This is a genomic window from Arthrobacter sp. Cza30 (genome assembly GCF_059090765.1).
Genome location: NZ_JBNHGA010000011.1, coordinates 48,423 through 61,919 on the forward strand (window position 1 = coordinate 48,423; position 13,497 = coordinate 61,919).

Sequence of the window (13,497 nt, forward strand, 5' to 3'; positions counted from 1 at the left end):
CAGTCATGCTGCCTCGTCGATGAGGTCGGGCCCGTTGTTGCGCACGTTGTTGACCTTCGAACTGACCCGCCGCGGGACAAGATGCGGTTCGGGCATGGCCTCCAGCAGCTGCCGCACGTCGGCCTCTGATGTTGTTTCCGGATCCAGCCAGTCCGCATAGAGGCCGGGCGGAACGATCAGCGGTGTCCGGTCATGGATATGCCCGAGCGCATCGGCCGCCTGGGTGGTGATGATGGTGCAAGTGCGCAGCCACTTCTCCGGGTGGTCTTCGGGCAGGGCCGGGTCGGGCCAGTTTTCGAACAAGGCCGCGAAAGCCAGCGCCTCTTCGCCTTCGCCGTGCAGGTAGGTCGGGATCTTACCGTCCTCGGTCTTCTGCCATTCGAAATACCCGTCGGCAACAAGCAATCCGCGCTTCCTGGCCGCCGCCTTGCGGAACGAGGGTTTCTCCGTCACGGTCTCCATCCGCGCGTTGATCAGGCGGGCGCCGGAGCGAGGGTCCTTGGCCCACGGCGGCACGAGGCCCCACCGGGCCACAATGAGTTTCCTGGACACTCCCTCGCCGTCGGCCTGCTTGCGGTCGATGATCAAGGGGACCTCGTCGGTAGGTGCCACGTTGTAGGAAGGCTGGATCTCTTCGACATAGGACTCATCGACGTCGAACGAAGCCACCAGGTCGCCGGTGCTCCGGGCCATGACGTATCTGCCGCACATGCCTCCATTATGGTCCAGCCGCGCGGCTGATGCCCGGCGCGCGGCCCGAAACAGCCACGCACCGCGCCGGAATGCCCGGCCGGCTGCCGCCGCCTGCGGCGCCGGGAATGACCGCGCCCCGTGCGACGTTGACATGTACACAAGCTTTCAGACCAGAAGGAGCCATCTTGGATTACACACCTGCTGCCGGAACCGTCACCATGTTCTCCACCACCTGGTGCGGGTACTGCCGCCGCCTGAAGACCCAGTTCGATGCGCAGGGCATCGGCTACACCGAGATCAATATCGAAGAGGTCCCCGGCACCGCGGAGCTCGTCGAGAAGCTCAACGACGGAAACCAGACGGTTCCCACCCTGCTCTTCCCGGATGGCAGCAGCGCCACGAACCCGCCGCTCTCGCTGGTCAAGGAACGCCTGGGCGTCTAACAGCGGCAGGCTCCGCCGGCGGCATTCGGACCGCGGGCCCACGGGGCGCCGCAGTTTCCATAACAATCGTTTTGGAAATTGTGGCGCCCCTGTTTTGTTCCTAGGATGGGGCAGGACGGCCGACGACGGCCTCGCCAGACTTCGCTAGGAAGGAATCACTCCCGCATGGTTCACAAGGTTCGGGCAGTAGTGGCCCTGGAAAAGAATGCTCCGGTCTCCATCGAAACCATCCTGGTTCCCGATCCGGGCCCGGGCGAGGCGCTGGTGGACATCCTCACCTGCGGCGTCTGCCATACCGATCTGCACTACAAGCAGGGCGGGATTAACGACGACTTCCCGTTCCTGCTCGGCCACGAAGCCACCGGCGTGGTCAGCGCCGTCGGCCCCGACGTGACCGATCTTGAGCCCGGCGACCGCGTCATCCTGAACTGGCGCGCCGTGTGCGGCGAGTGCCGGGCCTGCCGGCGCGGTGAGGCCCAGTACTGCTTCAACACGCACAACGCCACCCAGAAGATGACCCTCGAGGACGGGACCGAGCTCTCCCCCGCCCTGGGCATCGGTGCCTTTGCCGAGAAGACCCTGGTGGCCGCCGGCCAGTGCACCAAGGTGGACGACGACGTCGACCCGGCGGCCGTCGGACTGCTCGGCTGCGGCGTCATGGCCGGCATCGGCGCGGCGATCAACACCGGCGAGGTCAAGCGCGGCGAATCCGTGGCCGTGATCGGCTGCGGCGGCGTGGGCATCGCCGCCATCGCCGGTGCCAAGCTGGCCGGCGCCACCACGATCATCGCCGTCGACATCGACGACAACAAGGTGGAGCTGGCCAAGTCGCTCGGTGCCACGCACGGCATCAACTCGAAGGAACAGGACCCGGTGGAAGCCATCCGGGCGCTGACCGGCGGCAACGGCGCCGACGTCGTGATTGAAGCGGTCGGACGTCCGGAAACGTACAAGCAGGCGTTCTACGCCCGCGACCTGGCCGGGCGCGTGGTCCTGGTGGGAGTCCCCACGCCGGACATGAAGATCGAACTGCCGCTGCTGGACGTGTTCGGCCGCGGCGGCTCGCTGAAGTCCTCCTGGTACGGCGATTGCCTGCCGTCCCGCGACTTCCCGATGCTGGTCAGCCACTACAAGCAGGGCAACCTGGACCTGGACGCCTTCGTCACCGAGCGGATCAAGCTGGACGAGGTTGAGGCCGCGTTCGACAAGATGCACGAGGGCAAGGTGCTGCGTTCGGTGGTGGAGGTAGCATGAGCGCGGCAATCGAAAACCTGGTCACCTCGGGCACGTTCTCGCTGGACGGCGGCACCTGGGACGTGGACAACAATGTGTGGATCGTCGGCGACGCCACCGAGGTCATCGTCATCGACCCGGCACATGATCCGCAGGCCATTGCCAACGCCGTCGGCTCCCGGACGGTGAAGGCCATCCTGCTCACGCACGGTCACGACGACCACATCCGCGCCGTCGGTGAATTCCGGGACCTGGTGAAGGCACCGGTTTACCTGCACGACGCCGACCGGATGCTCTGGGACGCCGTCTTCCCGGACAGCGCACCCGACCACGCGATTGAGGACGGCGACACCTTCGAGATCGCGGGGGCGCGGCTGCAGGCCATCCACACTCCGGGCCACTCCCCCGGTTCGGTCTGCTTCCACCTGGCCTCGCAGAACGTGCTGTTCAGCGGCGACACGTTGTTCAACGGCGGTCCGGGCGCCACCGGCCGCAGCTACTCCAGCTTCGAGACGATCATCGAGTCGATCAAGGGCAGGTTGCTGACGCTGCCGGCCGAGACCACGGTGAAGACCGGTCACGGCGATGCCACCAGCATCGGCGCCGAGGCGCCGCAGCTCGACGAGTGGATTGCCCGCGGGCACTGACAACGGTCCGCTAAACCCTGCTACACCGCCCGTGCTCAACCCGGCTTCGGCCTGAGCACGGGCGGTGTTCCATACAGGGGCTGGGTCAGCACGTCCGGGACGTCCTGCTGCCACGGAAACAGCCCTTCCTCGTCGGCCCAGATGGCCTGCAGGCCGCGCAGTCGGCCTTTGTAAATATCTGCCGCGACCAGGAGCACATCCTCCGGCCGCTCAATCCGGGCCAGCGCCACTTTCCGCGGCCGCAGCGGTACTTCCATCCCCGCCACCAGGGTGCGGCCATGGTGAAGCACCCGGTGCGCCAAGAGGCTGAGAATGGCGTGCGTTTCCGCCAAGGCCCGTCCGGTCAGCAGTATTTCGGGATGCTGGACCTGGGTCAGCCCGATGGTGTAGCCAAAAGCGGTGTTGTCGGCGTCCCCCTCGACGATCATGCATTGCCAGCCGTACTTATCGATGGTTTGCAGCGTCTTCTCCCTGGCCTCCCGATGGGTCATGCCGTTGCAGATATCGCACACCATGGGCTCCTCTTGCCGATGGATTGAATTGTCCAGCCAGTCTGCATCCGCATCCGCTGCAACGGCACCGGCGATTGCGCCGATGTGGATAAGTGGGGCCCTAGCCGCCGATATAGTGCATCTCCACTTTCCGCCCCGGCCAGCCGGCGGCAGGCGGGGCAGCTATCCCGGCCGAAGTCTTGCCGGAACGTGGGTCAACGCCCGCGGTCTCGGCGCCGCGCAGTTCCGAGTAGCGGTCCGAGCGGCCCCGCCAGACGCCGGACAGCACGCGGGCCAGTTCGCCGTCATCCGCGCCGCCGCGCAGCAGGGCGCGCAGATCCGTTCCGCCGGTGCCGAACAGGCAGGTGAACAGCTTCCCGTCGGTGCTCAGCCGGGCGCGGGTGCAGCCGTGGCAGAACGCCTGCGTGACGCTTGAGATGGTCCCAATTTCGCCGCCGCCGTCGCGGTACCTGAAGCGTGTGGCCGTCTCCCCGGGATACCGGGGTGCCAGCGGTTCCAGCGGAAGGTCGGCGTCGATCCGCCGCACGATCTCGGCCGACGGGACCACCTGCTCCAGGTTCCAGCCGTTGGTCGTGCCCACATCCATGTACTCGATGAACCGGACGATGTGGGGTGTGCCGTGGAAGTGGCGCGCCATGGCCGGGACGCCGCCGTCATTCTGGCCGCGCTTGACCACCATGTTCACCTTGACCGGGCCCAGCCCGACCGCGGCCGCGGCCTCGATGGCCTCCAGCACCGCGGCGACGGGATAGTCGACGTCGTTCATGGCGCGGAAGGTGGCGTCGTCGACCGAATCCAGCGAGACGGTCACCCGGGACAGCCCGGCCGCCTTGAGCGCCGCGGCCTTGCGGGCCAGTGCCGAGCCGTTGGTCGTCATCGCCAGGTCCAGCGGACGGCCTTCGGGCGTGCGGAGCGCGGCCAGCCCGACGACCAGGTCCTCGATCCCCCGCCGCAGCAGCGGTTCGCCGCCGGTCAGCCGCAGCTTCTCCACCCCTTCCGCGGCCGCGATCCGGGCCACCCGGACGATCTCGTCGAAGGTCAGCAGCTGGTCCTTGGGCAGGAACACGAAGTCGCGGCCGAATACTTCCCTGGGCATGCAGTACACGCAGCGGAAGTTGCACCGGTCGGTGACGGAGATCCGCAGATCCCGCAGGGGCCGGCCCAGTGCGTCGTCGAGGGTGTGCGGACCGTGCTGTGCTGGCCCGTCCATGGTGTGCCTCCGCTGCCGGGACTCGAAGTCCCCTCCAGACTAGGCTGGCCGGGCGTTCACTACAACGGGGCCGGTTCCGGGACCTGCAGGCGGGCCAGCAGGTCGGGAAACGCCCCGTCCGCCACGTCGGCGTAGCCGGCGTACGCCGCCCGCAGCGCCCGCTCCACCGAGCCCACGCCGAGGCCGGGCAGCAGGTCCTCGCCCGCGCCGGCCGTTGCCGGATCCCAGTCCAGGCCGAGTGCGTCATAGCTGGCCGTGAGCACCTCGCGCAGCGGCGCCGCATCCTCCACCACCACGACGGAGGAAAACAGCCAGGCGCCGGCGACAACCCGCTGCGCGGTGCCCACCAGCTTGATCCGGCGCAGGGGATCAACCGGGTACGCGCCGTGGATGCTGAACTCGCCCGGGCAGTACTCCCCCGGGATTTCCCCCACGCCGGCCTGCAGCCCGGTTGCCCGCAATCCGCCGGCGATGAGTTCCCCGAATTGGCCGAAACGCCTTTTCGCTCCGGCAATCGCATCGGCCAGCGGCTCCACATGATCCAGCACCAGGCAGCCTTCGTGGTAGGCGGCCGCCCGGCCGCCCGCCTTGCGCACCAGCGGTTCGAATCCAAGTTCGCGGCAGCGGCGCGCCGCCTCCCCGAAGCCGGGCAGATGCGCGTCCCGCTGCCCGAACGCCACCGTCGGTGCCGGACGGTACACGCGCACGGTAGGGCCGAGCCGTCCCTGCCTTGCCGCTGCCAGCAGTGCCAGGCCAAACTGCAGGTCCGCCTCCGCGCCGAACGACTCCGGCTGGCGGACCCAGTCGAGCCCGCCAAGGCCCTGCGCTGAGTGCTCCAAAGTATTGCCTGCTTCCTGAACCTGCCGATCCGCACCGCCTGCCCGGCGGCCCCTGCCATTTTACGGCGCGGGGGCACGACATGTGCCGTTCCTGCCACGCCGCGGCGGGTTGGGTGACCCGCCACCGTTCCGGGCACGGAATAATAGCCATGTGCCTTCTCCCCACATGCCGCTCGTGCTGCTCGGCGGCGCCTCCGGTTCCGGCAAGTCCTATCTGGCGGCGCGGTTCGGCCGTCCGCATCTGGAGCTCGACGCGTTCTACCGGGAAATCGCCGAGCACACCCCGGGGTCCCCGCTGCCGCTGACCCCGTACGGGGAGATCGACTGGGACCATCCCGGCACCTGGAACAGCGGCGCCGCGGCCCGCGCCATGACGGAACTGCTGGAGACCGGCCGCACCCGGATTCCCGACTACTCCATCGCCACCTCCAGCTACAACGGGCACCGCACCGTGGAACTCGCGGAGGGGCCGGTGATTGCCGAGGGCATCTTCGCCGACGCCGTGCTCGGCCAGCTGCGAAGCCTCGGGCTGGAGGTGGACGCCGTCTTCATCACGGTCTCTCCCATCACGACGGCGGTGCGCCGCCTGGTGCGCGACCTGCGCGAGCACCGCAAACCGCTGCCGTTCCTGCTCAAACGCGGCTGGGCGCTCTTCCGCTCCGAACGTGCCGTGCGCGACCGCTACCTGGCGGCCGGTTTCCGCCCGGTGGCCAAGCGGCAGGTGAAAAGGGAACTGGCTGGCCTGCGCGGGGCGCCGGCCGCCCAGCGGAAGTAGCGCCCGGCTATTCGGTCACGTCCCACATCCGGCGCCACCACGGCCGCTTGGGCTCGGGCTCCGCTTCCTCGCGTGCCGCCGCGGCTGCCCTGGCCGCCCGGCGTTCCCGCCAGCGTTCCAGTTCATACTCCACGTCCCGGGTCTTGGTGATCACCGGCGGGCCGCCCTGTAGCTGTCGCCGCGCGTTGACCACCCGGGCGTTGAAGTCCTCCAGGATTTCGCGCACCCGCCGGTCCGAGATCTGCTGGTCCAGCCGTCCGTCCAGCTCGGCATCCTCGGTCCGCAGCAGCAGGGCTTCGGGGCCCAGCCCCGTGAGGTTCTCGCGCTCGATCAGCCCCTTGAGCCACCAGTCGGGATCATACCCGTTGCCCAGGTTGGGGATCGGTTTTCCGGCGTATTTCAGGTCGTCGAAGTCCCCGCGGGCCATGGCCTCCCGGATCAGGTAGTCGGCGCGCCGGGAGGTGTCCAGCTCCCGGATTTTCCGGTGCTTCTCCTCTTCGGCCTCCGCCCGCTCCTCTTCGTCCGCGTCGGCCGGCCCGCGTTCCCGTGACGCCCGCAGCTCCGCGGCGCGTTCCAGCCGCCGGCCGTTGTCACCCGCTGCCCTGCTGTTCACTCGTCAGACACCGCCTCCGCTACGACCTGGGCCCGATGCTCAGCCACCGGGCTGTTCCTGACATTTTTCCAGCCCCGGGACGAGCCAGCAATGCGTCGCCGTCGTTCATGCGCCGTTCCCCGGTTCCCCGGCCGGCCGCGCCGCTGCGCTTCAGACGGTGGCCGCCGGCGCGGCGGCGATGGCAGACTCGGCCGCATGCGCGAATTTGTCGTCCTGGGCACCGCCTCGCAGGTTCCTACCCGGAGCCGCAACCACAACGGCTACCTGCTGCGGTGGGACGGCGAGGGAGTGCTGTTCGACCCGGGTGAGGGAACGCAGCGGCAAATGATCCTCGCCGGGGTTTCGGCCAGCCGGATCACGCGCATCTGCCTCACGCATGTGCACGGCGACCACTGCTACGGATTGCCCGGCGTGCTCTCGCGCATGGTCCTGGACGGCGTTGAGCATCCGGTTCATCTGCACTATCCGGCCTCCGGCGGTGATGTGGTGCGGGCCCTGGTCTCGCTCGCCTCCCCGGGTCTTGACCTGCGCCTGCACCCGCACGGCGCCCCAGGGGCCATTGCTGACGGCCTTGAGGTGCGTCCCCTGGACCACCGGATCGAGGCCTACGGCTACCGGCTGGTCGAACCCGACGACCGCACCCTGCTGCCCGACCGGCTGGCTGCCGCCGGTATTTCCGGCCCCGACGTCGGCCGCCTGCAGCGGGATGGGACGTTCAAGGGGTTGCGGCTCCAGGAGGTCAGCGTTCCCCGGCCGGGGCAGCGCTTTGCGTTCGTGATGGACACCGCGGTCTGCGCCGGGGCGGAGGAACTGGCCGACGGCGCCGACCTGCTCGTGGCCGAGTCCACCTTCAGCGACGACGACGAGGCCCTCGCCGTCCGGCACCGCCACCTCACGGCCGGCCAGGCGGGCGGACTTGCGGCCGGCGGTGGCGTGGGCACGCTGGTGCTGACCCATTTCTCCTCGCGCTACCCCGACTTGGTCCCGCTCGAGGAACAGGCCAGGGCGCGGGCGGGAGGGGCCGAGGTGGTTGCGGCCCGGGACCTGGACCTGATCCCGTTTCCCCCACGCCGGCGGACCGGCATCGGGCGATGAAGCACGCACTGGCCGGTTTGCCGGCAGTCCTGCCTGTTTCCCTCACGGCTCGTCCGGGTTACGGTGGCAATCTCAGCGCAAGGTAAATCACGATCGAAGGAGGCTGCAATGAGCGAGCAGAACCACCCGGAGGACGAACGGACCCTGCCGGATCCGGAGCTGAACATTCAGGGTGAAGACCCGCTCATCCCGGATGAGGGAGTCGACGCGGTGCCGCCGGAACTGGTGGACGCCGGGATCGATACGGACTCCGAGCGTCCCGTGGACGAGACCCTGTCCGATCCGCTTGAGGGCGGGATGGCGGACGACCGGCTGGGAGCCCCGCTGGAGGATTTCGACCCGGATGAATCGCCGAGCCAGTAGGCGCAATGAAGCCCCGCAGTGTTACTGCGGGGCTTCATCTATCCCGTACGGTTTCGGCTACGTGGTTCGGTCGCTGGCTGGCTCTTCCACTGTTGACTTGTCCAGGAAGGCAATCACTTCGGAGTCATCAGTCTTCGTCCAGGTTTCGCGCCCGGTGTCCTTGTCTTCGCGGCGGGTTTCCGGCGTGTCCACGGCTTCCTTGCGGAAGCCCCAGCGGGAATCCCTATTCGAGGCGTAGCACATCACGAACCTCCTTCGTGTCGGTCCTTTAATCGTCCTCCCGCCGGCGGCGGATGCCAAGGGCCGCTCGCGAGGATTCGTGCACCATGAGGGTCCGCCCTTCGTCTACCGCCGTGACGAAGGTGACAGGCGTCCCTGAAAGACTAGAGTCTCGTCCATGGCGGCGGAGCAGAAAACAGCGCTCAACAACGGTGTGCGGATAGATCGGCTCGGTTACGGCACCGCCAGGATTCCCCCGCCCGAGACGGCCGGGCTTTGCTATCGCGCCTTGGAGGCCGGTTTCCGCCATATCGATACCGCGGCCCTGTACGGCAACGAGCAAGGGGTAGGTGAGGCTGTCCGCAAATATACGGCCGGCGGGCTGGCCTCCCGTGAGGAAATCTTCGTCACCACCAAGGTTTACAACCATAACCACGGCTATCACCAAACGCTCCAGGCCTTTGAAGATTCTGCCCGGCTGCTGGGACTCTGCTACATCGACCTGTATCTAATCCACTGGCCGCAACCCAAGCGGGCTCTGTTTGTGGAAACCTATCGGGCACTCGAACGCCTCTACCAGGAGGGGCGCGTTCGGGCGGTCGGCGTTTCGAACTTCCTTCCGGAACACCTCGAACAGCTGCTCCAACACACGGAAATCGTCCCGGCGGTTAACCAAATTGAGCTACACCCGTGGTTCCAGCAGGCGCACCTGCATTCAACGCCGCCCATGGCATCCGCACCGTGGCGTGGAGTCCCCTCGCCCGGGGAGCAACGCTGAGTGACCCCATCGTGGCGGACTTGGCCCGCGACCTGGGCAAAACCCCTGCACAGGTGGTCCTGCGCTGGCATCTCCAGTTGGGCAATATTGCCATTCCCAAGGCAACCGGTCCCCGCATTCAGGAAAACTTCCGCGTCTGGGACTTCCTGCTGGACAACGCCGCCATGGAGTGCCTGGCCGGCCTTGACCGCCGGGACGGCCGGATCGGTTCCCACCCTGATCAGATCAACTGAGACGAGGAGTCACTGCCGGCCGGCAGTTGCAGCGGTCAGCGCACGCTCAGCAATTCGACGATGACGTCGAGGGCTTTGGTGAGCTGCAGATCGCTGGGGGCGCCGTACCCGATGACGAAGCCGTTCTCGGGCGCGCGGTCGGCGTAGTAGGCGGCCAATGTGGCCAGGCGGACTCCGCGGCGAAGGGCCTCGTCGGCCAGTTGAGGGGCGTCGTTTCCCTGGAACCGCAGCACTGCGTGAAGTCCGCCGTCGAGGGCTGCAAGTTGAAGGTCCGATCGGGCCCCAAGGCGTTCCAGCAGCAGGGCCCTGCGGTGCGCGTATTCGCGGCGCGCACGCGAGATGTGCCGTGCCAGGCCCCCGGCCTGGATGTAGTAGGCAAGGGCCGTTTGCATGATTCCGGCGACCGGCGTGTCCAGGTCTTCGCGGATGGCCTTCAGCGCGCGGCCTGATTCCCCGCGGACCACGAGGTAGCCGCACCGCAGCCAGGGGCTGAGGGACTTGGAAAATGTCCCCAGCAGTGCGACGTCGGCTGTGGAGGGAAGTGAAGCAACGGCAGGCAAGGGCATCCTGCGGTGACGGAATTCGCTGTCGTAGTCGTCTTCGAGGACGAGCACGCCGTGTTCGGCTGCCCAGTTCAGAAGATTCAGCCGTTCCTGCACCGGCATCCGGCCGCCTAGCGGGTACTGGTGGCTCGGGGTGATCAGCACGGCGTCCGGAGGCCGACCCAGGGACGCCAGCTGGGCGGCTTTGAGTCCGTCGTCGTCGACGGGCACTGTCTCCACCACGGCACCGGCGGCGGCCATGACCCGTCGGGCCGTGGGATACCCGGGATCCTCGACGAGTATGCGGGGATGCTCTCTGCGGCTTCGGAGGGCTGTCACGGCCAGATGCAGGGCGTCGCTGGTTCCGGCGGTAATGATGACGTCATCGGGTTCGACGGCCAGTCCCCTGGCTGCGGCCAGGTGCCCTGCGACTTCCTTCCGCAGGGTGGCGGTCCCAAGAGGTGGGGGCAGGTGCGTGGGTCCCTGTTCGGAGATTGCCCTGCGCCAGGCCGTGTGCCACTCGCGGTCGCGGAAAGGGGCGGACGAGGGACGTCCCGGCGTGAGGTCGATGATCGGCCTGCTGTCCTGAAGGTGCGGGGGCGGGTGTTCCTCGCGGGCAGGGTGTTGAACGTCAGGGCGGAGCGCGACCCTGGTTCCACCGGCACCGTGGCTTTCCAGGAAGCCCTCACCGGCCAGCTGCTCGAACGCCCGGACCACGACCCCGCGTGAGATGCCGAGCTCGCAGGCCATCCTGCGTGTTGCCGGGAGCGTGTGCTCCGGCCCCAGCAGCCCACTGAGGATGGCCCGGCGGAGTTGATCGGCAAGTTGGGCGGCAAGTGGAGCCGGCGCATTCCTGTCGAGTGTGAGCGGAAGCTCGGCCTCTCCCACATGGACCTCCTGATTTGATCTTTCTTGGACCTAGTGTAGGACCAAGGCGCTTGCCACCATGGAAACCGCAACCAGACGCCCACGCCGCTGCTCCGCCTTTTCCCGGCCGGGAGCCGGATGAGAGTAGGACTCATGTTTCACGGACTCTGCGCTTTCCCCCTCACACCGATTGTCAATGACCGCATCGACGTGAAGGCCGTTGCTCTCTTGGTGTCCCGGGCCGCGAGAGCCGGCGTGGACTCCCTTGGCGTGCTCGGCTCCACCGGAAACTACGCGTACTTGTCCCGGGAGGAACGCCGTGCAGTACTTGAAGCCGCTGTCGATGCCGCCGACGGGGTCCCGGTCATCGCGGGAGTGGGTGCGGTGCGTACCCGCGATGTCCAGGCGCATGTTGAAGATGCCCAGGCGGCAGGGGCTTCGGGCCTGCTGCTGGCCCCGGTGTCACACCAACGCCTAACGGAGGCGGAGGTGTTCAGCCTGTACCAGGACGTCGCGGCGGCATCTTCGGTACCCATCGTCGTCTACGACAACCCAGGCACTACCGGGTTCACATTTTCCGATGCCCTGTATTCGCGCATTGCCGACATCCCGGCGATTGCCTCCATCAAAATCCCGCCTCCCCCGCCGGGGCAGGCTTCTGCACGCCTGAGGGAGTTGCGCTCGCTGCTGCCGGAACGCATAACGGTAGGCATCAGCGGCGACTGGGCCGCGGCTGAAGAGCTGCTTGCGGGCTGTGACGCGTGGTATTCGGTGATCGCCGGCGTCCTTCCCGAAACGGCCAAGGTGATGGCGGATCATGCGTTGGCTGGCCGCAGCGACCGGGCCGTGGAAGCGTCGGCGAATCTTGAGCCCCTCTGGTCGCTCTTCCGGACGTACGGCAGCCTGCGCGTTACGGCAGCAATTGCAGACCAGCTGGGGCTGATTCCGTCACCCAGCCTGCCGTTGCCGCTTCACGGCCTGGACAGTGAAGGAAGCCTGAAAGTTGCGGACGCCATTCGCCAGTGCGGTCTTCAGGCATGACCAAAGGGTTTCTGCCCGGCTCCGGCATCTTTGGCGCGCAGGCGCGGGGGCGGAAAGCCTTTGCCCCAACGGTTCACTGCGTGCCTGGAGGAAGGCCGGCGAGGAACTATCCATGAACCCGATCCCGGATGAGGCACAGGCCGGATGAGTCTTTCAAGCCGTAGGGTGGCTACCGCCCGCACACCCAGTCGAGGCACCGGTGTGCGGGGGGCGCTCGCCCGCTATGTCGTGGCGGCCACCCTGGCCCGCAGCGCGGACGGGGGCGCGGTGGTTGCCATCATTCTGCTGGTGACGACGAGCGGGTCGCCGGGATGGCTGGCGGGCCTTCTGGGCGCCTGCATTACCGCGCCCCACCTCTTTGGCCCCTTCGTCGCCCGGCGCCTTGATACTGCCCGCGACGGCCGTTCCGTGATTGCCCTGGCCTGCATGGCCCACGGGGCAACGCTCGCGGCGGCTGTACTGCTGTATCCGGTGACCTGGCCCGTCATCACGGGAGTGCTGCTGGTCGCTTCCGGACTCGTGGGTCCGCTGCTGACAGGGGGCATCAGCAGCCGGCTGCCGGCCCTTGCGGGACCGGGAAGATCCAGCCAGCGCCGCGCCCAAGGCTGGGACGTGGCCACCTATGGCATTGGCGGCACGATCGGGCCCTCCCTTGTCGCCGCCGTCTCGGCGTGGTCAGGTCCGGCGGTGGCGGCGCTGATCCTGGCCGCTGCCACGTTCGTCGCCGCGGCGGTGATCAGGCTCCTGCCATATTCCCCGCCTGCTGCCGCGGCTTCGGAGGTGCCTCAGCCGGGACGGACGCTGGCGATGATGTTCTCGTCGGGTCCTTTGCGGCGAACCCTCTACATGACGGTTGTTGTCGCCCTGTCGGTTGCCGTGCTGCCCGTCACGGCCGTGGCCTCCACCGGCGACTTCGCCGTGGCACCTGCTGCAGCAGGCGTCCTGGCCGCAGCCTATGGGCTGGGTGGGCTGGCCGGTTCGGCAGGGGTGATGGTCCGGCCGATGCAGGCCGACGCCGACCGACTGATGACATGGCTTGCGGCCGGGGTCGGCGTAGCCCTGGCCGGGGCGGCATTCGCCGGCAGCTTCCCTGTCGCGGTGGCGGCCTACTCCTTGGCCGGGATCGCGAACTCGTACTTCTTCGCCGCAACCCTGGCCGCCCGCAGCGAATATGCTCCGCCGGAGGCACGCGGCCAGGTGTTCGTGTGGGTCGGAGCCCTGAAGATCACTGCCGGTTCGGCAGGAACTGCTGTTGCCGGTGCCGTCGTTTCGCAGGCCACCCAGTTGCCGCTGTTCCTTGCAGTGTCCATCGTGACGGCCGCCGTGGGCGCCTCGGTTGTGGACCGCCGTGCCACCGCGAAGTCGTGACCCAAGGTCCAGCGGCGACCCGATGC

17 protein-coding genes are annotated in these 13,497 nt (G+C 67.8%); 10 read left to right on the forward strand and 7 right to left on the reverse strand.

Annotated features, from left to right (window positions below; all coding sequences use genetic code 11):
• Positions 1 to 3: 3 nt before the first annotated feature.
• Positions 4 to 711 carry an SOS response-associated peptidase gene (locus AC5RVZ_RS29125; RefSeq protein WP_494069113.1) on the reverse strand — a complete coding sequence of 236 codons (708 nt, stop codon included), beginning with the start codon at positions 709 to 711 and terminating at the stop codon, positions 4 to 6.
• A 167-nt stretch (positions 712 to 878) separates the two neighbouring features.
• On the opposite strand from AC5RVZ_RS29125, the gene AC5RVZ_RS29130 reads away from it, so the two are divergent.
• The 3 genes from AC5RVZ_RS29130 to AC5RVZ_RS29140 all read left to right on the forward strand — a co-directional run bounded on the left by AC5RVZ_RS29130 (position 879) and on the right by AC5RVZ_RS29140 (position 3,016).
• Positions 879 to 1,136, forward strand: a complete 258-nt coding sequence (locus tag AC5RVZ_RS29130; protein ID WP_127512700.1) for a glutaredoxin domain-containing protein — start codon at positions 879 to 881, stop codon at positions 1,134 to 1,136.
• A gap of 165 nt (positions 1,137 to 1,301) precedes the next feature.
• Positions 1,302 to 2,390 carry an S-(hydroxymethyl)mycothiol dehydrogenase gene (locus AC5RVZ_RS29135; RefSeq protein ID WP_494069114.1) on the forward strand — a complete coding sequence of 363 codons (1,089 nt, stop codon included), beginning with the start codon at positions 1,302 to 1,304 and terminating at the stop codon, positions 2,388 to 2,390.
• Positions 2,387 to 3,016: an MBL fold metallo-hydrolase gene (locus tag AC5RVZ_RS29140; protein WP_494069115.1), complete on the forward strand. Its 630-nt coding sequence runs from the start codon at positions 2,387 to 2,389 to the stop codon at positions 3,014 to 3,016. Before AC5RVZ_RS29135 ends, AC5RVZ_RS29140 begins: the two co-directional genes overlap by 4 nt.
• A 35-nt stretch (positions 3,017 to 3,051) precedes the next feature.
• Here the strand turns inward: AC5RVZ_RS29140 and AC5RVZ_RS29145 are convergent, their stop codons facing one another.
• The 3 genes from AC5RVZ_RS29145 to AC5RVZ_RS29155 form a co-directional block, all read right to left on the reverse strand.
• Positions 3,052 to 3,531, reverse strand: a complete 480-nt coding sequence (locus AC5RVZ_RS29145; protein WP_494069116.1) for a DUF4262 domain-containing protein — start codon at positions 3,529 to 3,531, stop codon at positions 3,052 to 3,054.
• A 97-nt stretch (positions 3,532 to 3,628) separates the two neighbouring features.
• Complete coding sequence (moaA, locus tag AC5RVZ_RS29150) at positions 3,629 to 4,738, reverse strand: GTP 3',8-cyclase MoaA (protein WP_494069117.1); 1,110 nt, start codon at positions 4,736 to 4,738, stop codon at positions 3,629 to 3,631.
• Positions 4,739 to 4,797: 59 nt separating this feature from the next.
• The gene (locus tag AC5RVZ_RS29155) at positions 4,798 to 5,577 is read right to left on the reverse strand and encodes a lipoate--protein ligase family protein (RefSeq protein WP_494069118.1); all 780 of its coding nucleotides are present in this window, start codon (positions 5,575 to 5,577) and stop codon (positions 4,798 to 4,800) included.
• A gap of 151 nt (positions 5,578 to 5,728) precedes the next feature.
• Here AC5RVZ_RS29155 and AC5RVZ_RS29160 point away from each other — a divergent pair, with 151 nt between their 5' ends.
• Positions 5,729 to 6,352 (forward strand): uridine kinase family protein, encoded by a 624-nt coding sequence (locus AC5RVZ_RS29160; protein ID WP_494069119.1) that lies wholly within the window; start codon positions 5,729 to 5,731, stop codon positions 6,350 to 6,352.
• A gap of 7 nt (positions 6,353 to 6,359) precedes the next feature.
• On the opposite strand, the gene AC5RVZ_RS29165 is transcribed toward AC5RVZ_RS29160, so the two are convergent.
• Entirely contained in the window at positions 6,360 to 6,965 is a 606-nt protein-coding gene (locus tag AC5RVZ_RS29165) for a DnaJ family domain-containing protein (RefSeq protein WP_494069120.1), read from the reverse strand.
• Positions 6,966 to 7,160: 195 nt separating this feature from the next.
• Between AC5RVZ_RS29165 and AC5RVZ_RS29170 the strand changes: the two genes are divergently transcribed.
• Both AC5RVZ_RS29170 and AC5RVZ_RS29175 read left to right on the forward strand, forming a co-directional pair.
• On the forward strand, positions 7,161 to 8,060 hold the full coding sequence (locus AC5RVZ_RS29170; protein WP_494069121.1) for a ribonuclease Z: 900 nt from the start codon (positions 7,161 to 7,163) through the stop codon (positions 8,058 to 8,060).
• A 108-nt stretch (positions 8,061 to 8,168) separates the two neighbouring features.
• Entirely contained in the window at positions 8,169 to 8,423 is a 255-nt protein-coding gene (locus tag AC5RVZ_RS29175; RefSeq protein WP_494069122.1) for a hypothetical protein, read from the forward strand.
• Between the two features lie 57 nt (positions 8,424 to 8,480).
• On the opposite strand, the gene AC5RVZ_RS29180 is transcribed toward AC5RVZ_RS29175, so the two are convergent.
• Entirely contained in the window at positions 8,481 to 8,666 is a 186-nt protein-coding gene (locus AC5RVZ_RS29180) for a hypothetical protein (RefSeq protein WP_494069123.1), read from the reverse strand.
• Positions 8,667 to 8,820: 154 nt separating this feature from the next.
• Here AC5RVZ_RS29180 and AC5RVZ_RS29185 point away from each other — a divergent pair, with 154 nt between their 5' ends.
• Together AC5RVZ_RS29185 and AC5RVZ_RS29190 are read left to right on the forward strand one after the other, a co-directional pair.
• Positions 8,821 to 9,420 (forward strand): aldo/keto reductase, encoded by a 600-nt coding sequence (locus AC5RVZ_RS29185; RefSeq protein WP_494069124.1) that lies wholly within the window; start codon positions 8,821 to 8,823, stop codon positions 9,418 to 9,420.
• Positions 9,384 to 9,653, forward strand: a complete 270-nt coding sequence (locus tag AC5RVZ_RS29190) for an aldo/keto reductase (protein WP_494069125.1) — start codon at positions 9,384 to 9,386, stop codon at positions 9,651 to 9,653. The genes AC5RVZ_RS29185 and AC5RVZ_RS29190 overlap by 37 nt, the downstream gene beginning before the upstream one ends.
• A gap of 35 nt (positions 9,654 to 9,688) precedes the next feature.
• On the opposite strand, the gene pdxR is transcribed toward AC5RVZ_RS29190, so the two are convergent.
• On the reverse strand, positions 9,689 to 11,083 hold the full coding sequence (gene pdxR / locus AC5RVZ_RS29195; protein ID WP_494069126.1) for a MocR-like pyridoxine biosynthesis transcription factor PdxR: 1,395 nt from the start codon (positions 11,081 to 11,083) through the stop codon (positions 9,689 to 9,691).
• A 132-nt stretch (positions 11,084 to 11,215) separates the two neighbouring features.
• On the opposite strand from pdxR, the gene AC5RVZ_RS29200 reads away from it, so the two are divergent.
• On the forward strand, positions 11,216 to 12,103 hold the full coding sequence (locus AC5RVZ_RS29200) for a dihydrodipicolinate synthase family protein (protein WP_494069127.1): 888 nt from the start codon (positions 11,216 to 11,218) through the stop codon (positions 12,101 to 12,103).
• Positions 12,104 to 12,268: 165 nt separating this feature from the next.
• On the forward strand, positions 12,269 to 13,471 hold the full coding sequence (locus tag AC5RVZ_RS29205; protein WP_494069128.1) for an MFS transporter: 1,203 nt from the start codon (positions 12,269 to 12,271) through the stop codon (positions 13,469 to 13,471).
• Positions 13,472 to 13,497: the final 26 nt, after the last annotated feature.